Raw genomic sequence first — 20,692 nt, forward strand, 5'->3', positions numbered from 1 at the left:
AAATGGACTTTACTTCATGACCACGCAACGCATCCGCCCCCTCGCACGTCGCGTTGTTAGACTGATGTCCGGAATCAAAAAATAAATCTGTCCACTTTGTTGTGCAACAAATACCCACTTTCGGTTGTGAATGATTAACTGCTCTGTTTGTCACAGAGATAGAAACTACGAAGCCTGTAACAGGCTATCTGTGATTATTCCCGAAAAAATCGTCTCGACCGGTCCGGTCAGAAAGACAGGTCCCACACCGTCCCATTGAACCGTTACCGTTCCGCCATCACATTCAACTTCAACGGAATTGTCTAACAAGCCACGACGGATTCCGTTAACAGCGGCGCCACAAGAGCAGGAGCCTGAACCAAGCGGAATACCGCCCCAGCGCTCCCAAATGCGCAATCGAATGTGTTTTCGGTCAATGATCTGGACGAAATGCACGTTCGTCCTGAGGGGAAATAGGGGATTGGTTTCAATTGTCGGTCCAATTGTCGCTATGTCAACGGCTGTTAGGTCATCCACAAAATAGGTGCAGTGCGGATTTCCCATGCTGCAAGCTGTTGGGTCACCAGCAAGTGGCAAAACAGCGGTATCCATTTCCAGAGCCAGAGGAATGTCAGACCAACCGAAAAACGGCTCTCCCATGTTGACCGAAATTGCGCCGGTTGAGGTTCGCTCGCACGTCAGTAGACCACGGTTGGTTCGGAGTGCTATCGAAGTAATATCTGATTCGCGCATCAGCATATCCGCGGCACCCCGCGTTGCGCTGCCACAAGTGTCCAGCGTGGAGCCATCTGCATTCCAAAACATCAAGCGCGCATCTGCATCATCGCAATCGAGCACCACTGCGAGCTGATTGAATCCGACTCCTCGGTTCCGATCACTCATTCGCCGAGCCATGTTACTTGTCATTGGATTGGACGAGTTTCGCGAGTCCACGATAACGAAGTCATCGCCATTGGCGTGCATTTTATGAAAACTCAGCGGCATTGATAGACCCTGGCGACGAGACATATGTGAATTGACGTTTAAAGGCGATCTAGCCCCGTTCGTACAGTTTATGCAAGCTGTGTGAACGCTCGAGAGGCAGATGTGAGCGAAAAGGGGACACCCATTGTTTGTGAGCAACTCCTGTTGGCTCTATGACCGAAAAGAATAGTCACGATATTCGATTGCGGTTAAGCGCCATCCCGTGCCGACTCGTCGCCCGAATCAAACCAGATTGGGCCGCAACTCGTGCACCAGATCAATCAGTGCGCGCAATCGCGCCGGCACGAAGCGATGACCCGAGTAATAAAGCCTCAACCCGCCAAACGACGGGCACCACGGCATCAGCACCGGCACCAGGGCGCCGCTTGCCAGTTCTTCCTGGATGAACCACTCGGAAATGAAACCGATGCCAAGGCCCAACAACACGGCCTGTTTGATGGCCAGCAACTCGTTGAACGCGAAGCGCACCGGCAGATCCATCGGCAACTTCTGGCCGTCGCGCTCCAGTTCCCAATGGTAGAGGCCACCGTGGGCCATGCGCATGCCGATGCTCTGATGGGTGAGCAGGTCTCGCGGGTGCTCGGGCACGCCGTGGCGTTCGAGATACTCGGGCGTTGCCACCACAAGCATCCGGATGTCATCTGACAGCGCCACGGCAATCATGTCTTGCGGTACGGACTCTGCCAGGCGAATCCCGGCGTCGAAGCCCCCGGCGACGATGTCGACCATGCTTGATTCGCTGACGATGTCGATGCGCACCTCGGGATAGCGCTGAGCGTACTGCTTGAACAGCGGCTCCAGCAGTAGGTAGGCCGCGCCATGCGGTGCATTGATGCGCAGTGTGCCGCTGGGTTCGTCGGGGCCGACGCTGGCCTCTTCGCCGGCACTTTTGATCTGCGCCAATGCAGGGGCAATGCGCTCCACATAGCGTTGCCCGATGTCGGTGAGGGCAACGCTGCGCGTGGAGCGATTGAACAGGCGCACCTTCAGGCGCGCTTCCAGGCCGGCCACCGCGCTGCTGACGGCGGTGGTGGACATGCCCAATTCCTGTGCCGCACCACGAAAACTGCTGCGGCGCGCAACGGCCAGAACCACTTCCAGCTCGGTCATTCCTGTTCTGTGCATGGAGTGTCCTGAAAATGCGGATGCTTCATAAGCCAAAGGATAGCTTATCGGAACAATGAACCCTTCTTAGACTTAGCTTCACAGAGGCTCGATTCAGGCGAGTCATTTTGAACGAGGAGTCGCCATGCAGCGCATTGAACACATCTACATCAATGGCGAGTTCGTCATTCCTCACGGTCAGGAATGGTTCGACCTCCATAACCCGAGCACCGAAGAAGTCATCGGTCAGGTTCGGCTGGGCGATGCACTGGACGCACAGCGTGCCATCGCAGCCGCCAAGGCTGCGTTCCCGGCCTGGGCTCGCACCAGTCGTGAGGAGCGCATTGCGGCACTGCAACGCATGCACCGGGCCGTGGCGGCAAGGGAGGAAGAGCTGCAGGAAGCCATCCTCGTGGAATACGGCGCGCCTGCGGTTCGCGGGCGCTGGATGGCGACTTATCCGGCTGATGTGATTGCGCAAGCGATCGATGCACTGGAGGCGTTCGATTTCGAGGAACAGGTCGGCATGGCCAGGGTCATTCTGACGCCCGTGGGCGTTACCGGTCTGATCACGCCCTGGAACAGCAATGCGGGCTTCATCTGCAACAAGCTGGCCACCGCGCTGGCGGCAGGCTGCACGGCCGTCATCAAGCCCAGCGAGATGAGCGCGTTGCAGACGCAGGTCGTGGTCAGGGCGTTGCACGAAGCGGGGCTGCCACCGGGTGTATTCAATATCGTCAACGGACGGGGCGATGTGGTTGGCGAGGAAATCGCCCGCCATCCCGACGTTGCCAAGATCTCGTTCACGGGTTCGTCCGCTGTCGGCCAGCATCTGGTAAGAACCGGCGCCGACACCATGAAGCGCGTGACGCTCGAACTGGGCGGCAAGTCGCCCACCGTGGTGCTTGACGATGCGGATTTCCAGGCGGTCATGCCGTTGGTGCTGCAAGCCGGATTTCTCAATAGCGGCCAGGCTTGCATCGCGGGCACTCGCATCCTTGTGCCGCGCAGCCGGCTGGCAGAGTTCGAGAGGGTTGCGAAGGAGGGCGTCTCACAGATTCAATCGGGCGATCCGCGCAACGCCGACACCGACATCGGCCCGATGGTGAGCCAGAAACAATGGGAACGGGTGCAGCGCTACATCCGTATCGGCCAGGAAGAAGGCGCGAGGTTGCTGGCGGGTGGTGAAGGTCGCCCGGAAGGCTTGCACGCCGGATGGTTCGTGAAGCCCACGATCTTCACTGATGCCAACAACCGGATGCGCATCGCGCGTGAGGAAATCTTCGGCCCCGTGCTGACTATCATCCCCTACGAGGATGACGCTGATGCGATCAGCATTGCCAACGATACGGACTATGGGCTGAGCGCCCTGGTGCTGGGAAAGAGCCCCGAACGCTGTGTGAATATCGCCCGTCAGATCGATTCGGGACGTGTGCTCATCAACACCCTGGCCCACGAACCGCGTGCCCCCTTCGGTGGATTCAAGCATTCAGGCCTTGGGCGCGAAATGGGCAGGTGGGGGATGAGCGCGTATCTGGAACCGAAGACATTGGTCACGTATGACCCGTTGAAATGACCGGGTCGGGTTCCTGTCAGGGAGCACTGGGTGGATAGCATCGGAAACAGGGCGGAAATCGTTCCTGGTTTCCAGGAGAGCTCCGAATGATTGCAATGCAGCTGACTTTTACCGGCACTGCGGTTTCGTGGGTGACGAACCTGCTATTTACTATTCACCTTCCGGGCTTCAGTTGGCTTGTGTACCGATGGTGAAAGGGCTTTTGTAGGCTAGGCAGGGGTTGATTGCTTAACTGGTGGCAGACCGCTGGGGGCGGGGGCTCGAGCAGGACGTAATATTCCTGATGGCCACGATTGACAAACTCTTACGACTTGTAGGAATTTAGCCGCCCCGCAGGTAAGGCATATCTGCTAATGGCCAAAAAACGGCCGTTAATCACCACACAAAGGATTGTCTATGCAAGGTTCAAATACCGTTGCCCAACAGGCGGACGGTCAGCTGGTGCATGCGCATCAGAACATCCCGCACATGAACATTGCCCAGCAAATCCTCGAATGTCTGTTTCGGCGTCGTAGTCTTGCCCCGGAACAGGATCATGAGCTTTCGTTGCAGGTGCTGGAACCCCATCTGGCGAAGGTAATGCAGGCGGTCGAGAGCGGTCGCAAGGTCGAAATGGTCTTGCCAGCCTTTCCCGGCAAATCGCCCAGCCGCAAGAAAACCCTGAGCCATCTCCCTGATCTAGCTGAACACCATGCAATCGACGAGTTACACCGCCTGTGTGAGGAGATCCGGGAGATCTATGCGCCGGGCGCGCTGATTCATATCTGCTCCGATGGCTATGTGTTCTCTGACTTGGTGCATGTTTCCGATTCTGACGTCAAGGCTTACACCGACGCTATTCAGGACTACGCCGATCAGCTTTATCCCGGTACGTTCGCCCATTTCGACCTCAGGGATGCCTATCCTCAGCTTGATTGTCTGGACGCCATGCGTGAGGAGATGATGATCGAGCACGGCCAGTCATTGATCCTGTTGCAGCAGCGCTTCAAAGATGAACCGCACATGATGTTGATGTACTGCGGTATCCATCGCTTTCTTTCCGAGGATTATTCTGGGCTCAAGGTCTTCGCCGGCATGAGCCTGAATGCGGTGAAGAAGGTCGCCAAGCCGGCCTCCCAGCGGGTGATTCAGCGCAGTGAAGCCTGGAGCGCCCTGTTACTGGCGCGTTACCCGCATTGCCTGCGCCTGTCGATTCACCCGCAACTGGCGGTGTCGACGAAGATCGGTATCCGGCTGGTGCCAACCAGTGACCTGTGGCGCACTCCCTGGCATTCGGTAGCCATCAAGCGACGGGGTGTGGTCACCCTCGAAAAACGCAGTAATGTCGATGAGCGCTACCACCGTCTGGTGTTCCGCAAGGGGCGTCCTTGTCACTACGCCAGTGCTCAATGATGGCGTCTCGGTTGCGGGTCGAAGCCGTACTCTTCGATTTGGATGGAACCTTGGTGGACACCTTGCCTGACATCACCTGGTGTCTGAACCAGGTGTTACTCGAACACGGTTACCCGGCGCTGACTGCGCAAACAGTGCGGGGGTATATCGGTGGCGGGACCACTGCGATGATTGAACGGGTTGCCACGCAGTTTGGTATCGCTCATGCGATCGCCCTGCACCAGCGCTATGTGACGCTATATCAGCACAACCTGGTTCAATTTTCCCGGCCATTCAGCGGTGTACTGGAATTGCTCGAAGGCTGCCGCCAGTTACAGCTGCCGCTGGCTATCGTGACCAACAAGAGCGAGGAAATGGCCTTGCAGGTTTCCAGAACATTGCTGCCGCAGAATGCTTTCGGGCCGATTCTGGGGCATCGCACGGGCAGGTCACTCAAACCTCAGCCAGATGTGGCATGGGAAGCCGCCCGGCGGTTGTCGGTTGATCCGCAACGCTGTTTGTTCGTCGGTGACACAGAGATCGACCTGAAAACCGCCCGTGCTGCAGGTATGTACTCGGCAGCAGTCACCTGGGGGTATGGCCTGACTCATACTTTGCAGGCCCAAGCTCCGGACTTCTGCTGTGAGCAACCGGCCGGGTTGTTGCGCATTCTGCAGCAAGTCTGCGGGACAGCGCATGCGTTCACCGAACATGGCGATACCGCCAAATCCTATTGATACACAAACCCTCAAGGAAGTTGTTCTATGGAACATAGAGATGCCTGGATCGCTGCCGTCAGCGATTTGCTGTCTGGTTATCTGCTCAAAGGCACGGATGATTGTTTCGAAACACAAGGCAGAGCGCATCTGGCGCGCAGCCTGGGGCACTGCTTTGATCAGAACCTGCCAGTGCGTCTGGTACTGCCAGGTTTTCCCTGCAAGTCGCCAAACGCCAGTGACCAGACCTTCGGCGTGCTGCCGGATTATGGTGAGGTGATGGCCATCGAGCGCCTCGACCAGCTCGGCCAAGCCATCGCCGCGTTGCACGCGCCGGGCTGTGTGGTGTCGATCCTCAGCGACGGGACGACGTTCAATGACATTGTTGGGGTGGCCGACGACGTTCGCGCAGCCTACAACCGGGCTTTGCGTGAACTGTGCACCACCCATACGATTCAGTGGGTCAGCATGGAAGACCTGTTCCCGCAGGCCCAAAGTGCCGAGGCGGTTCGCGCCAGCCTGGTCAAGCAGGCCCGTCTACCCTGGAAAAACCTTGGAGAACTGATCGAGCAGAGCCGGCACGATGAATCCCTCAGCCAGGCCCATGACAACCTCTGCAGTCATTTGTACAACGACCTGCGCCTGTGCCGTGAGGACGGGCAGAGCGAGGACGAGTACCTGCAGCAAATCAACTTCAAAGCCTACCAGATGATGTTTCGCGGGCAGGCATTGAATGCGGCAGTGGATCGTTTCTTCGGCAATGACATTCGATTATCGGTCCATCAGTACAGCAATGCCGGGCCCAAATTTACCTTTGGGTTGGCTGAAGGGCTGACCCGTGGCGACAGCCCCTGGCATGCCGTGCCGGTGTGCAACATTGATGGTAGCCAGCGTCTTCGCGCACGGGCCCAGGTCGACCTCGACCACCATGTGCTGGTCACCTGGCAGGGGCGGCCATGGCTCTACCACCAAACAGAAAGCCCGCAGGCTCAAGGCTTCGAATACGAACTGCAAAAGCTTCCGCTATTTGGCCTGGTGGTGCGAGACCCGCTGGGGCTGGGTTTCGAGCGACTGTCCAGCGGCCTGCTGGAGGCACTGGTGGAAACCTTTGGTTTCGTCTGTCTCAAGGGCTGTCGCTTCGACGACCAGGACAGTTTTGCTCGAAGCTGCGAACGCTTTGGCACGCTGTATGAGTGGGCCTTCGGTGCCGTGCATGTGGTCAAGCCCGCGGACAAACCCCAAGGCGTGGTGCACTCGCTGGAGAAAACGCCTTTGCACTGGGACCTGAACATGCTGCCCGACAGCGACGCACAGGTTCAGCGCAATCCGAAATTCTGCGCCAGCAAATTCATGCTGTATTGCAAGACAGCGCCGCAGCCGGGCGAGGGTCAGACCACCATCGTCGACAGCCGAAACGTGCTGCGAAAAGTCGGGCAGCAAGTCGCTCGACAATGGCAGGCGGTGAACATCACCTACTACACCAAGATGACCTACTTCGGTGGTTCGCCGCGCATGTACAGCCTGGTGGATCATCACCCCCGTAGCGGCGAACTCATCCTGCGTTACCAAGAGGGCACCGACTCGGCATTGCAGACCCTGAGCCAGTCTGTGCAGGACCATGACGAGGAGGCCCAGCAGGCGCTGCTTGAACAGGTCAACGCGCTGGTTTATGACCCGGACTGCCTGATCGCCCATCAATGGAGCGAAGGTGATCTGGTGCTGATCGACAACTATCGGACGCTGCACGGCCGACTGCCGATGTCGGCGGCTTCCTCCTCGCGGGAGCTGTGGCGGGTGCAGGTTTACTAACCGCTATTGTCTGGCAGGCCCTGGAGACAGGGCCTTGCAAGAAATTCCCTTCGAGATTTCTTCCCATCACGGCGCGATGAAGTCGCGAACAGCCCGAATGGTCTGTGTTGGTGCTTCTTCCATCAGCCAATGTCCTGCCCCCGGCACCACCACTTCCGTGACCTTGTCCGCTGCGTTGCGCATCACGATCGCTTCATTACTTGCGAAAGACTTTTCACCCCCGATGGCCAGCACCGGCATGGTCAGCCGCGTCGCCATCGACGCTTTGTTGTCCACCTCATCCTGACGAATGCTGCGGAACTGGGCGAAGGCGGCGTGCATGGCGCCGGGGCGGGCATAGAGTTTGGCGTAATGCTGACGGGTTGCTTCATCCACCTTGGTGGGGTTGCCCGCGAACTCATTCCAGAACCGGTCCAGGTAGATGCGCTCACGACCGGCCACCAGACGTTCAGCATCCGGCCCGCCAAAGTCGAAGTGCCAAAGCATCGGTGAGCGGACAATCTCGTTCCAGGGCGGAATGCCCGGCACGGGCGCATCCATCACCACCAGGCGATCGGTACGCTGCGGATAACGCGCGGCATAGGCGTACGCGACCATGGTGCCGATGTCGTGACCGATGACCACCGAGTGTTCGATACCCAGCGCGGCCAGCACCGCACGGATGTCGCCCGCCTGGGTCTTCTTGTCGTAGCCGCTGTCCGGGATCGACGACAAGCCCATGCCGCGAAGGTCCGGCACCACGACCGTGTGATCCCGGGCCAGATCGGCAGCCAGTGGCGCCCACATATCGCCGGTATCGCCAAAACCATGCAACAGCACCACGGCCGGCCCCTTGCCGCCGACGCGCACATGGAGTGTGACGCCTTCTACAGGGATGTCCTGAATACGAAAGGAGGCAGGAAATGGCGTCACCTGAGCCTGTGCCGGGATGCTTAGAGCGAGCAGCATAAAAGCGGTCAGCAGGGCGCGGATCATGGTGGTGTCTCCGGACGTGCGCGTGTAAGGGGATCGAGCCAATGTACGTGTCGCTTGGGCGGCAGAGTTGACCGCGTAACGTTATGCACAAAATTGATATGCCCCATTCAGTAGCAAGCCGATACGATCAAAATGGCGAGCCGTCTGAAGCACGATAAGGTCTCGTTCGGATGAGCTTAGACCGTTTGGCTGTGATTGCTGGTCGTCATCCTGACTCGGTGTGGCGGCGTCGCCGATGCCACCAAAGCTGCCGTGGGCTAAAGGCAGAAATCGGCCAGAAGCGGCCCTTCATGAGAGGCAAATTTCGACCTATAGCTGTCGCTGAGCTGCGGCAGAGTTCGGCCAGAAACTGCCTTTCGCGACTGGCCGTATCGACCCAATGCTGTCTGTCGGGAGGGTGTCAAGCTTGGCGGACCTAGCTCGGCTATCGTAATGCCACCATTCTAGCCAAGTAGAAAACCTCGCTAAAAATAACGGAGTCTAGACACTGACTCGGGATGTTTCAGTTGATGCTCCATCTGTCAGCGCAAAGATGACCAAATATAATCACCCAATATTCCGTACTGGTGATATCTAACAGAGCAAAGACCTAGCCCCGTATAACTTCGGCAGCTAAGCCAATCCTTCGTCAGCCTTAAAGCTTGGCAATTAATGATAGGCCATTGCCATGCCGGAAGCTATAACTGGGAAGATTGAGTATTACTTAAATAGCTAGGTCAGAATATATTTCTAACTCACGAGTTGCCAAAAGAACAAAGGTGCGCTCAATAGCTTCAGAGCTACCTAGGGCTGTTACTCCTTTGCCATTTTTTATGACGAAGGCTAATAAGCTAACAAAATCGTGCCCCCGCATAGCTAGTCTCCGATCATCCTCTAAGCATTTTTCGAACCAAACTAGAGCACTGAGATTAAATGCATTCTTGTGTCGCATCATGTTATTTTTATTAAGAACACGATTTAGGAATGAGTCTCGATTGAAAACAACAAGCCCATTGGAGAGCTTTAGATCTTTATCGAGCTCTACCCACTCCAACTTGAGGTCCAACTCTCGATCCGCGAGTCTAAAAGCATACATATGTATAAGGGCGCGACAAAAGCCGTTGATAAATATCGACCATTCCCCAATCTTAGATCTCGATGCATTGATTAGGAAACGCTTGAGGAAGTCTTCGGTGAAGAAGTATAACTCTAGGGCGCAATGACGCGTCCAAACGAGCTGCTGCGAAGCGTATAGAGCTTCGAACCAATGATCAAGGTCGCGATCAACTAAAAATTTACAGCTATTACCATCTAATACCTCAAACTCCCGAGCCAAGGCGATAATGCGTTGCTTATTGCCTTCGGTTAATCCATATTTTTTTAGCACCGAAAACGGTATATCTACGCTGTCCACAGTATATACGATGCGACTCTTATCACCAGCATGCTCAAAGCATGCTGTCAAAATGTCTTTGTCGAAAACCCCTTCTACATATACATCCTGAAGAGAGGGTTCAAGTTCATACATAAATATAAGATCATCAATGGAGCGTCGCGGTAAATTATCCACCGTAATTCTCCAACTTTATCACTCTCGTGCGATGCTGACTAAGTAATTCTAGCGAGTGGGAGGCAAAAATAAATTGGATTTGTGCTCCTTCAGTTATGTTTAACAATGATTGAACTAGTTGGCGCTGCCACTTGATATTAAGCGATATTTCAGGCTCGTCTATCATGAATGCCGTAGGACGGTCACGGGCAGTCAGCACATAGCAAAATAAGAGCAGCAACTGCTGTTCGCCTGACGAAAGCTGGCTAGGATCGAGTGGGACACCCTTACGATTAATTAGACTAAATCCGCTACCAACTTTGAACTCGATAGTTTTGTCGCTGAGGAACGAATTGATCGTTCCGACAAACTTATGAACTAACTCGTATATCTGGTCAACTGCTCTCAAACGACCCTCTATACTTTCTATGTAGGGGTTTAATAGTGCGGCAGCGAGAGATCTTTTTTCTGGTGAGCGCGTTGATAGTGCTTTCTTAAACTCCGATACAGATAAAGGTGTGGCAAGCTCATATCGTGCCAATTCATTTGTTCTAGACTCGATTAGAGGAAGCCGCTGTAGTAATTCAGATGTATTGCTCAAATCTTCGGAGCTTTGACTATTTGCTGGCAACATCAAATGGTGTAGCACTTGATTGTAGACGGCGTGTACATTTGTATTGCCTTCGTTAGCTCCTTGCAGAGCTTTTTTTGCTATCCATTTTGAAGTGTTGTTCAACGCCTGACTAAGACCGATCTGCCGGGAGCGCGTTGTTATATCACGCAGATGACGGTTGTCTTCAAAGCGCATAATCTTCCGAAGTTCTACCTCGTCGCTTGGATCCGCCACAGAGTCGCTAGCTAATTTCCTTTCGGCATTGAGAATAAATAAGTTAGGGGCGCTCATCTCCAAAGTTCTTAGATATGCCTGCTGCCCATACAGTTTTGATTTGACGTCTGTTCGCTTTTTTGGTATTTCTATTACTTTTCCGTCAGCGAATTGTAGTAAATAATCTGAGCTGCTTTCGCCAGTAACTTTAGGCTTGTAATTCCATACGACAATCAACTCATCATCTTCCTCGATAGACAGGGAAAGAATGTCCAATTTTCTTCGAGCTGATAACAGCACGCCAGAAGTGAGCAGTACTTGGATGCTCTGGAACTCGGCTTCGTACAGGGCATTTCTATGCCCTCTATCATTAGCAGCAGACAGTAAGTGGAATGCTAATCGAAGAATTGTACTTTTTCCAACGCCGTTATCTCCATACAATATTGCCGCTTCCTCGAACTCTCCTTGGGCAGGCAGTGCATAGTTATAAAGCCCAAATAGCCCGTCAACTTTAATTGACGAAATCAGTCTATCGCTCATAGCTCCCTCTACATTTAGTGTTGTTTTGGATTCTGTTCAATCTGTCAGATGTAAATCCTAAAGACTATAGTACGTGAGTGATTTGTGGAAGTTTATCGCTTCGATAGATTGTAAATTTTGTTGGGTTCACCCATCCTTAATTTACAGATTATCGTCATCTATGATGCCTAGATATGTGGTAGCACATGCTCCATTCAATTATGGGGCTGATTGGAAATCGTAGCTGTCTGCTTCTGGCAGCAGCAATCCGTGAGGAGCAGCTTTGTGTCTAAAGCTGCGGGAGCAAAACGTCTGCTTTTGGCCGTTTTCTGCCTCTCCCCAAGGGCAGTAAACGGCCATGATCGGTCCTTCATCAGTGGTCTGTACTGGGCAATTGGACGACTGCTCCACCAAAATGGTGACGCTCACCAATGCGCGCTTTGCGTCGGATACCCATCTTTATAAAACGACTTGGACGATGTTTAGGCGGCCTGCGTTGGTTTGCGTGCCCAAGCTCCAAACATCACATCACCAATGTAAATGCTGTCGGCCTGTGCCTGTTCCGCATCCAATCGCGCTTGCAACGTATCGATCTCAATCTCTTCTGCCGTCGCGACGCCATGCGCGAGAACTCGTGGCAGACAGGCGCGAACGATGCCGCCTAAGCCATAGGCTGAGCTGGGAGTCTGCACCAGACATTCTGCACGGACGTTTTCGACAACCAGTCCCGCTTGCGTCAAGATTCGATGTAGGTTGAAGCCAATGTGTAGATCGGCTCCTTCCAACTCGATCATCCTTCGAATCCAACCTTGGGCTTGGGCGTGTAATGGGAAGGGTGCAAGGCTTGCCGGCACCATTGTGCTGTCGTGCTCCTGGAATACAATAATTCCCCCTGGTCGAAGTCGCGTGGCGAGCACACGGACGGCCTGCACAGTATCTGCCTGGTACATCAGTACCCGTCGTCCCACAATTGCATCGAAACTTCCTAGAGCCTCCGGCAGTGAGAGCAGTTCCCCCTGCATAAAGGTTGTCGCCGCTACGCCCTCTCGGTGTATCCGCTGACGTGCTATGGACAGCGCACTTGAGTCTTGGTCTATGCCAACGACTGTTCCGTTTACTCCAACGAGCCTTGCTGCGAGGAGGGTGACCTCCCCGGAGCCGCAGCCTATATCGAGTACTCGCATTCCAACACGCACCCCAGCATCCGAGAGAAGGCGGTGAGTGAAATCAGGATGGGAAGTTGACATGAAAGTCCTCCATTGGCTTTACATATCAGTATGCGGCGTTGCTGAAGTGGGAACAATGCAGTGGTGCGCGGTTTGGGCGCTCTGGCTCATGTTTGTGTTGAAACAATAGCCGAAGGTCCGCTTCTGGCCGAGACTGTGTAAAAACGTTTTTCAGCGCGATTGGAGCCCAGTGTTGGACTGAAAATCGCGTTTCTACGCAAAATCTAGATCGGCTGAGCAGCCGATAATTTTCAGATTTCGCATAGACGCGCGAACTTCAATTTTGACGAAGCGTTTTTAAACACTCTGGGCCGGAAGCTGTCAGTCGTAATCGATTAACCGTTACCCGCAGGATAAAAACGGAATGTAAGCAGGCAACAAAAAACCGCAGCAATGCGGTTTTTTGTGACTAAGTGCGGGTCACTACCCCTTGGGCACATCAAACCCACGCTGCTCAATCACCCCAAACACATCAGCCACATCCTGAACCATGATCCGGGCGATGTTGGTGACGGTGTTGATGTCGTTCTCGGCGTAGTCGGGGAGGCTGGTGCAGGCCATGAGGTTGAGGTATTTGAGGACGGCGTTGAGACGTTCGCTGACGCAGTTGTGGAGTTCGCGTAGCGGGGCGTCGCTGTCGATGTGCAGGACGGGGTTGTCGGTGGCAAATTGGGACATGGGGGTGAAGCGGTGGGGCGGGTGTTGAGTCGTCATGGTGTTAATCCTCACAAAAGAAGAATTGCCACCTTGTCTGCTGCGAAACAAATTGGGTGGCAGCTGTACGCGGGTTCGCAGACCGGAGGATTAACACCAAGACCCGGCAGACCCGAAGGTCTCCCACGCACAACCGCCATAAAACGATACGCAGCCGGGAGCCGGCCGAGCCTGACGGAACAAGGTGTCAATCTTAAGGGCTGCGAAACCCTATCGCCAACGAATGTCGGCGACAGACCAACTTTAGGTGGCGATTTTGGTGGCTGCAACCGAGGTGTAGGACGTTGCGCGGTCATTCTGGCGATGTGGTTTGTCCATGTTCGGCGGCGTATTTGCCGTAAACCGGGCGTTGTGGAGTGTCTGAGGAAATTGCGGGGGAGGGCTTGGGGCCGCTTCGCAGCCCAGCGGGAGCAAGCTCCCTCGCCACTGTGGGTGGATTCCTACGATAGTTTCGGAGCTGAAGATCAAAAGATCGCAGCCTTCGGCAGCTCCTACGCCGGTCGGGTGGGTGTTTGGATTTGGTTACAGCCCACGATTTCAACGGTTTTGAAATCGTGGGCTGTATTGGTATTTCCGCAGCGACGTTACGTCCGCAACACCGGAGTCCGTGGCGGAATCATCCGCTTCGTCCCCGTCGCTTCAAACGCCGAAGCCAACCGCAGCAACCTCGAATCATCATACGCACGACCGGCAAAGGTCAGCCCAACCGGCATGCCGATGTCTGGCATCACACCCATCGGTACGGTGACCGTCGGCACACCCAAATGCCGGATGGCGAGGTTGCCGTTGGCGACCCAGATGCCGTTGCTCCAGGCGATGTCTGCAGACGTCGGGTCGACATCGGCATTTGCCGGGCCGACGTCGGCGACGGTTGGGAATAGCACGGCGTCGAGGCCGAGCTGGTCCATCCAGTCTTCAAGGTCGATTTTTCGGGTCTGTTCAAGTCCGCGCAGTCCGTCGGGCACTGTGGCGATCTGGTCCCACGGGGTAATGCCGCGTTCGGCCATCCGTACGTACTCGTCCATGCCGGCGGCGAGGTCGCCTTCGCGGTTGGGCAGGGTGCCGGGGTCGTGCGGGAAGATCAGCGGTCCGTTGACGTCGACCAGGCGGTTCAATTTCGGATCGCCGTTGGCTTGCAGGAAGTCATCGAACGCCCACGCCGTCAGGTCCCACAGTTCATGGTGGAGGAACTCTTTGGAGACGATGCCGCGATTGAACACGGTCGGTGCACCGGGGCGATCGCCTTCGCAGTTGGAGACCAGCGGGAAATCGACGTCGATCACTTCGGCGCCAGCGGCTTCGAGTGCCTGGCGAGCCTGTTCCCAGAGCCCGATCACCGAGGCGCGGGTGTTGATTCGCTGCCCCGTCGGGCCGCCGATACCCGGCGCTTCAGAGGTGCCGGCTTCGGTGTCGGCGTTGATGTACATCCGGGGAATGCCGAGACGCTTTCCGGCGAGTGCATCGGGATTCGCAGCAAGGTCGGCATAGGAAGCAGGACGCACCGAGGCGACGCTCGGGATCGGCACCCAGGGTTGCATCCTCCACAGGTCGCCGCGTGTGTCGGGATCTTCGGCCACTACCACGTCGAGCACTTCGAGGAGGTCGGCCATGGTTCTGGCAAACGGCACGACAACGTCCATCGTCGGCGTCAACGGCCAGTTGCCGCGCACCGAGATCACCCCGCGTGATGGCGTGTAGGCGCACAGGCCATTGTTCGAGGCGGGGCCGCGTCCGCTCGACCAGGTTTCTTCCGCCAGGCCGAAGGCTGCGAAGCTGGCGGCGGTGGCGGTACCGGCGCCGTTCGATGAGCCGGAGGCGAAGGGGGCGGTGAGGTAGTCAGCGTTGTACGGGCTTTCTGCGCGGCCGTAGACCCCGCGCTGCATGCCGCCGTTGGCCATGGGCGGCATGTTGGTCTTGCCCAGGCAGATGGCGCCGGCCGCGCGCAGACGTTCGATGGTGAACGCATCGCGATGGGCAATCAGCTTGGCGAAGGCGGGACTGCCGGACGCGGCGGTCAGCCCCTTCACCAGATAACTGTCCTTGGCCGTGTAGGGAATGCCATCGAGCGGCCCCAGCGTCTCGCCTTTGGCCCGACGAACATCGGATGCCTGCGCCTCGTTCAGCGCCTCAGGGTTTCGCACCACCACCGCGTTGAGGGCGGTGGGCGTGTCGGGGCCGTCGTAGGCATCGATTCGGGCGAGATAGGCCTGCACCAGTTCAACCGCCGTGGTCTGGCCCGATTCGAGCGCAGCCCGTAGTTGGGCAATGGAAACCTCGGTGACCTCGATCATGCTGCTCTCTCAAAATGGGTGTTCGTAGGGGTTCTCGTGGCACTGTATGACGTGACAGTGTCCGGGCTTTCAATCTGAGCATTCTATTGAACACCCAGCAAAAAACAGCAGAAAAAAACCCGCAACACGGTGTAATGCCAGTCAGTTAAGCCAATACGCAATCCGTAGCAGCTGGCGAAGCCTGCGTTCGGCGGCGTAGCCGTCGCAAATTCGGCATCCACGGATTGCTGGAAGACCGCATAGCGTGATTTTACGACCGCTTCGCGGCCGAACGCAGGCTTCGCCAGCTGCTACGGAAGTATGCGTCGCCCCGGAACCTCCTAACTGACTGGCATTACGCAACACGGTGCGGGTTTTTTACGCTTGAAAAGATGCTCGCTGTCCCTTACACGGCGCTCGCCAGTTTACCGGTCGACAACCGACGCTTGTAAGCACTGTCCCGGTTCGCCAACCACCAATACAGCGGCGACGTAATCAGCAGCCCGACCAACCACGACAAATCGGCCCCATCGATGTGCGCCGAAATCGGCCCGACGTACAGCGGCGTGTTCATGAATGGAATCTGCACGGCAATCCCGATCGCATACGCCAACAGCGCCTGCGGGTTGTACCGTCCGTAAATCCCGCCGTCAACGTGGAAGATCGAGTCAATGTCGTACTGACCTTTGTGAATGGCGTAGAAGTCGATCAGGTTGATCGCGGTCCACGGCACCAGCACCACGAGCAGCACCAGCACCATGTCGACGAAGTGGCCGATGAAGTTGGCCGAGGCGCCGACGGCGGCGAAGCAGCAGGCGGCGAGGACGATGACCGAGATGACGGCGCGGCTCTTGGCGGTCGGAATCCAGCGAGCCGCGAAGGTTTGCACCAGGGTGATCAGCGACAGCACGGCGCCGTAGAGGTTGAGGGCGTTGTGGCTGATCACGCTGAGCAGAAACAGCAACAGCATCAACGGGCCGATGGAGCCGGTGGCGAGTTTGACCGCGTCCATGGTGTCCATGCCCACGGGTGTTGCCAGTACGGCGACGGCGCCGAAGATGAACGAGAGGCTCGAGCCGAGCACGGTGCCGAGGTAGGTGGTCCAGAAGGTCGAGGCCACGGGCACATCGGCCGGCAGGTAGCGCGAGTAGTCGGACACGTAGGGTGCAAAGGCAATCTGCCAGAGCGCGGCCAGCGAGACGGTGGCCAGCCAACCGGAGATGTTGAAGCTGCCGCGGGTGAGGAAGTCGGAGGTCTGCACGTGGGTGAAGATGTAGCCGAAGCCCAGCACGATGCCGGCGCCGAGCACCCAGGTGCCGATGCGGTTGAGCACGTGGATGAAGCGGTAGCCGATGATGCCGATGATGCCCGAACCGAGGGCGCCGATGACGATGCCCACCGGCACCGGCACGCTGTCGACCACGCCATGCAGGGATTTGCCGGCAAGGACGATGTTGGAGGCGAAGAAGCCGATGTACATGATGCCGGCGATCAGCACCACCAGCAGCGCGCCGAGCGAGCCGAACTGGGCGCGGCTCTGGATCATCTGCGGAATGCCCATCTGCGGGCCCTGGGCCGAGTGCAAGGCCATCAGCACGCCGCCGACCAGATGCCCGACCAGAATGGCGACGATGCCCCACACCAGGTTCAGGTGAAACAGCTGCACGCCCAGGGCGCCAGTGACGATGGGCAATGGTGCGATGTTGCCGCCGAACCAGAGGGTGAACAGGTCTCTGACTTTTCCGTGGCGATCTTCGGGAGGCACGTATCCAATCGTGTGTTTTTCGATAAGCGGGGCGGCGGGTGTTGTTGCGGTGACCATGACGGACTCCAAGGCAAAGTGAGTACGTGGACGTACTTCAGTGAGCGCCGCGCGAACGACGCTTTTCTTGTTGGAGTGATCATGTGCAATGCGTGGGGATAGATAAATTATTAAGTTTGTTGCTACAAACCTTAAAAAATAGATGCCCGGGGTTTTCCGCCTCGGGTATGTTCAGGCTTGGTCGTGCGTCGCTACATGCGCCGTCGCGATCCTCGTAGGAGCTGCCGAAGGCTGCGATCTTTTGATCTTGATCGTGAAAGGCAACGTCAAAAGATCGCAGCCTTCGGCAGCTCCTACAGTGGCCGTGTATGGTCGTGTGCGGCCATGACGCACACAGTGCCGGTGTGTAGCCATGAGGTCGTGTAGACGCTGCCGATCTTTTGCGCTTGATGTTGTGTTTTCTGGAGGTCCGCATGGCCGCTTACAACCTGCGACAGCTTCGATATTTTGTCACCACCGCCGATTGCGGTAGCGTGGCCGAAGCCTCTCGCAAGCTCTATATCGCTCAACCGTCGGTGTCGACCGCGATCAAGCACCTTGAAGAAAGCTTTGGCGTTCAGCTGTTTATCCGGCATCACGCGCAGGGTGTTTCATTGACGCCGAGCGGCTCGCGTTTTTACCGAAAAGCGCTTGAGCTGCTGCGGGTCGCTCACGAGTTTGAGCAGAATGCGCTGGCGGACAATGATGTGGTGGCGGGGCAGATCGATATTGGTTGTTTTGAAACGGTAGCGCCGCTGTACCTGCCACGCTTGATTGCCGGTTTCAATGAGCGCTGGCCGGGTGTGGAGATCCGTATTCGCGATGGCGAGCAGCAGGAATTGGTGCAGGCCCTTACCGCCGGCAGCATCGACCTGGCGATGCTGTTCGAACATGACCTGGACAGCACGATCGAGACGGTTGCTCTGATGCCGCCCCAGCAGCCCTACGCTTTGCTGCCGGCGGGCCACCGCTTCGCGCAACAGGCGAAGGTGTCGTTGGACGACCTGGTGCTGGAGCCGATGATTTTGTTGGACGTGGTGCCCAGCCGGACCTACTTCGTCAGCATTTTCGAAGAGCGCGGGCTGCGGCCGCACATTGTGTTCAGCTCACCGTCGATCGAGATGGTCAGGGGAATGGTCGGACGCGGCTTTGGGTTCTCCATTCTGGTGACCAAGCCCTTTTCTGAATACACCTATGACGGGCAAAAAGTGGTGTGTGTACCGCTCGCCGAAACCGTGACCGGCTCAGGGTTGTCAGCGGCCTGGCTGCGTCGGGTGCAACTGACCAAGCCGGTGCAGCTCTTTGTTGATTATTGCCAGGAAGAGCTGGCCCGACTTCACGTCCAGCCGTCGTCAGGTTTTCAGTCGGGCCATGGCGACTCAGCGGCAGATTGATGACAGCAGGCGTTGCAGCATGTCGTCGCAGCCGCTCAATTGTTCCAGGCTGACAAACTCGTCGGGTTTGTGACCCTGGTCCATGCTGCCCGGCCCGCACACCACCGTCGGAATACCCGCTGCGTCAAACAGACCGCCCTCGGTTCCGAACGCCACCGTACCGAATTCCCGCGAGCCCGAGAATGCGGCGATCAGCTCAGCGGCTTCGCTGTGCGCATCGGTCGCCAAACCGGGATACGCCGACAACTCACTGAAGCGGATCGCGCTTTGATCACTCACGGCGCGCATTCTCGGTAACATCTGCTGCTCGGTATAGGTCTTCAGTTCTTGCGCCACAACGCCCGGGTCTTGTGAGGGCAGGGCGCGGATTTCAAAGTCGAAGCGGCAATCCGCCGGGACGATGTTCAAGGCCTTGCCGCCGGAAATGACCCCGGTTTGCACCGTGCTGAACGGCGGATCGAAACGGGCGTCGTGATGCTCCGGCGCTTTCAGCCTTTCGCCAATCCGCCCCAGTTCACAGATCAGTTCGGCGGCGTATTCAATGGCATTCACCCCGAGCGGGGCGTACGCCGAATGGCAGGCTTCACCGTGAATGTCGCAACGCATCGCCAGCTTGCCTTTATGGCCCAACACCGGTTTCAGCTCGGTCGGCTCGCCAATGATGCACAGCATCGGTTTGACCGGGCGCTGCTCCAGCGCTTTCAGCAGCGAGCGGACCCCAAGACAGCCGACTTCCTCATCGTAGGAAAGCGCGATATGCACCGGCAGCCGTAGCGGGGCTTTTACCAGAGACGGGACCAGGGCGAGGACGCAGGCGATGTAGCCTTTCATATCCGCCGTACCGCGACCGTACAGTTTGCCGTCGCGCTCGGTGAGCTGGAACGGCGCAACACTCCACGGCTGGCCGTCGACGGGCACCACATCGGTGTGCCCCGACAGCACGATGCCCGGCCGGTCCGCCGGGCCAATGGTTGCGAACAGGTTGGCCTTGCTGCGCTGTTCGTTGTAGACCAGCTCGCAAGGCACGTCGAAGTTTGCGAGGTAGTCGCGGACAAATTCGATGAGGTGCAGGTTTGATTCGCGGCTCGTGGTGTCGAACGCCACCAGTGCTTTAAGCAAATCGAGGCTGTTGCTCATCGATCGTCTCCGGCGACACCGTAGCCCGGCGACTTGTCAGGGGCCAGGGCACGGTCGATGTAATCCTGAACCTGTGGCCGATAGGCGTCCCACAATTTCTCCAGTTGGCCGATCGGATCTTGATCAGCCCAATCGACCCGCAGGTTGATAATCGGCCAGGTCAGTTCGCCGACCACCACCACCGCAGCAGAGTGCACCGGCCCGGCTTCGCCCCCCGACGCGATGGCGGCTTTCATCGCTGCCAGCAAGCGGTCGGCCAGTTGACCCTCGCCTTGCTCGAACGCCTTGACCATGGCCTCGATCACCGAACGGTCCGCCAGCATATTGCCGGCGGCGACGCATTGTTCGCCGGACACGGCATTGTGCTTGCCTAAGGTTTCCGTGCCGCTGAAATGGGCGGTCTGGCCGAGGTGGTCAATCGCGGTGATCTGTCGATATTGGCTGTAGCCATTGCGGGTCAGCACCTTGTCGAGCGCCTCGGCTGGCGCAAGGCCTTGTTCCATGAGGGCGAGGGTTTCGGGGCCGAGGGATGGCAGGGTGATGTTTTGCGTGGATACGGCGCCGACACCGGGTAGCAACCAGGGGCAGCGTGCGCCGACGGCGATGCTCGAGGAGCTGATCGCAATGCCGAACTGACCGGTTTCGGGGCAACGGGCGGCGATGGAAAAAGTCATGGTTTTGCTCCTTGTTTAGCCTTGGCAAAGTGGTCGTCTGGGCGGGCCCCATCGCGAGCAAGCTCGCT

The 20,692-nt window shown here is 57.0% G+C and carries 16 protein-coding genes and 1 pseudogene; 6 read left to right on the forward strand and 11 right to left on the reverse strand.

All coding sequences use genetic code 11. From position 1 onward, the window contains the following. Window positions 1-165: 165 nt before the first annotated feature. Both dapF and BK659_RS23785 read right to left on the reverse strand, forming a co-directional pair. A complete protein-coding gene (gene dapF / locus BK659_RS23780) occupies window positions 166-984 on the reverse strand; it encodes a diaminopimelate epimerase (protein ID WP_123427641.1) in 819 nt (272 codons plus the stop codon). Between the two features lie 222 nt (window positions 985-1,206). After that, window positions 1,207-2,109, reverse strand: coding sequence for a LysR family transcriptional regulator (locus BK659_RS23785; RefSeq protein WP_185015462.1), 903 nt, complete (start codon window positions 2,107-2,109; stop codon window positions 1,207-1,209). A gap of 124 nt (window positions 2,110-2,233) precedes the next feature. On the opposite strand from BK659_RS23785, the gene BK659_RS23790 reads away from it, so the two are divergent. The 5 genes and pseudogenes from BK659_RS23790 to BK659_RS23810 all read left to right on the forward strand — a co-directional run bounded on the left by BK659_RS23790 (window position 2,234) and on the right by BK659_RS23810 (window position 7,560). Next, a complete protein-coding gene (locus BK659_RS23790; RefSeq protein WP_123427645.1) occupies window positions 2,234-3,664 on the forward strand; it encodes an aldehyde dehydrogenase family protein in 1,431 nt (476 codons plus the stop codon). 94 nt (window positions 3,665-3,758) lie between these two features. Beyond that, a pseudogene (locus BK659_RS28105) lies at window positions 3,759-3,872 on the forward strand (GNAT family N-acetyltransferase); the annotation flags it as partial. A gap of 188 nt (window positions 3,873-4,060) precedes the next feature. After that, a complete protein-coding gene (locus BK659_RS23800) occupies window positions 4,061-5,056 on the forward strand; it encodes an isocyanide synthase family protein (RefSeq protein WP_123427647.1) in 996 nt (331 codons plus the stop codon). Continuing rightward, entirely contained in the window at window positions 5,056-5,772 is a 717-nt protein-coding gene (locus BK659_RS23805; RefSeq protein ID WP_123427762.1) for an HAD family hydrolase, read from the forward strand. Before BK659_RS23800 ends, BK659_RS23805 begins: the two co-directional genes overlap by 1 nt. A 27-nt stretch (window positions 5,773-5,799) precedes the next feature. Continuing rightward, window positions 5,800-7,560: an isocyanide synthase family protein gene (locus BK659_RS23810; protein ID WP_123427649.1), complete on the forward strand. Its 1,761-nt coding sequence runs from the start codon at window positions 5,800-5,802 to the stop codon at window positions 7,558-7,560. 66 nt (window positions 7,561-7,626) lie between these two features. Here BK659_RS23810 and BK659_RS23815 read toward each other — a convergent pair whose 3' ends face one another. The 7 genes from BK659_RS23815 to BK659_RS23845 all read right to left on the reverse strand — a co-directional run bounded on the left by BK659_RS23815 (window position 7,627) and on the right by BK659_RS23845 (window position 17,440). After that, on the reverse strand, window positions 7,627-8,535 hold the full coding sequence (locus BK659_RS23815; RefSeq protein ID WP_123427651.1) for an alpha/beta fold hydrolase: 909 nt from the start codon (window positions 8,533-8,535) through the stop codon (window positions 7,627-7,629). A 703-nt stretch (window positions 8,536-9,238) separates the two neighbouring features. Continuing rightward, window positions 9,239-10,084, reverse strand: coding sequence for a hypothetical protein (locus BK659_RS23820; protein WP_123427653.1), 846 nt, complete (start codon window positions 10,082-10,084; stop codon window positions 9,239-9,241). Further along, window positions 10,077-11,429, reverse strand: coding sequence for an AAA family ATPase (locus BK659_RS23825; protein WP_123427655.1), 1,353 nt, complete (start codon window positions 11,427-11,429; stop codon window positions 10,077-10,079). Before BK659_RS23825 ends, BK659_RS23820 begins: the two co-directional genes overlap by 8 nt. 461 nt (window positions 11,430-11,890) lie before the next feature. Next, window positions 11,891-12,655, reverse strand: coding sequence for a methyltransferase domain-containing protein (locus BK659_RS23830; RefSeq protein ID WP_123427657.1), 765 nt, complete (start codon window positions 12,653-12,655; stop codon window positions 11,891-11,893). A gap of 402 nt (window positions 12,656-13,057) precedes the next feature. Continuing rightward, entirely contained in the window at window positions 13,058-13,348 is a 291-nt protein-coding gene (locus tag BK659_RS23835; RefSeq protein ID WP_123427659.1) for a fructose-bisphosphate aldolase, read from the reverse strand. A gap of 584 nt (window positions 13,349-13,932) precedes the next feature. Then, window positions 13,933-15,639, reverse strand: coding sequence for an amidase (locus BK659_RS23840; protein WP_123427661.1), 1,707 nt, complete (start codon window positions 15,637-15,639; stop codon window positions 13,933-13,935). Between the two features lie 385 nt (window positions 15,640-16,024). Then, complete coding sequence (locus BK659_RS23845) at window positions 16,025-17,440, reverse strand: purine-cytosine permease family protein (RefSeq protein WP_123427663.1); 1,416 nt, start codon at window positions 17,438-17,440, stop codon at window positions 16,025-16,027. A 413-nt stretch (window positions 17,441-17,853) separates the two neighbouring features. Between BK659_RS23845 and BK659_RS23850 the strand changes: the two genes are divergently transcribed. Then, complete coding sequence (locus tag BK659_RS23850; RefSeq protein ID WP_123427665.1) at window positions 17,854-18,813, forward strand: LysR family transcriptional regulator; 960 nt, start codon at window positions 17,854-17,856, stop codon at window positions 18,811-18,813. On the opposite strand, the gene argE is transcribed toward BK659_RS23850, so the two are convergent. Beyond that, window positions 18,799-19,950: an acetylornithine deacetylase gene (gene argE, locus BK659_RS23855; protein ID WP_123427667.1), complete on the reverse strand. Its 1,152-nt coding sequence runs from the start codon at window positions 19,948-19,950 to the stop codon at window positions 18,799-18,801. The two genes, BK659_RS23850 and argE, sit on opposite strands and share 15 nt — an antisense overlap. Continuing rightward, window positions 19,947-20,624, reverse strand: coding sequence for a DUF1028 domain-containing protein (locus tag BK659_RS23860; protein ID WP_123427669.1), 678 nt, complete (start codon window positions 20,622-20,624; stop codon window positions 19,947-19,949). The genes argE and BK659_RS23860 overlap by 4 nt, the downstream gene beginning before the upstream one ends. Between the last annotated feature and the right edge of the window lie 68 nt (window positions 20,625-20,692).

Source organism: Pseudomonas brassicacearum (assembly GCF_003732225.1).
Classification (GTDB): domain Bacteria; phylum Pseudomonadota; class Gammaproteobacteria; order Pseudomonadales; family Pseudomonadaceae; genus Aquipseudomonas; species Aquipseudomonas brassicacearum_E.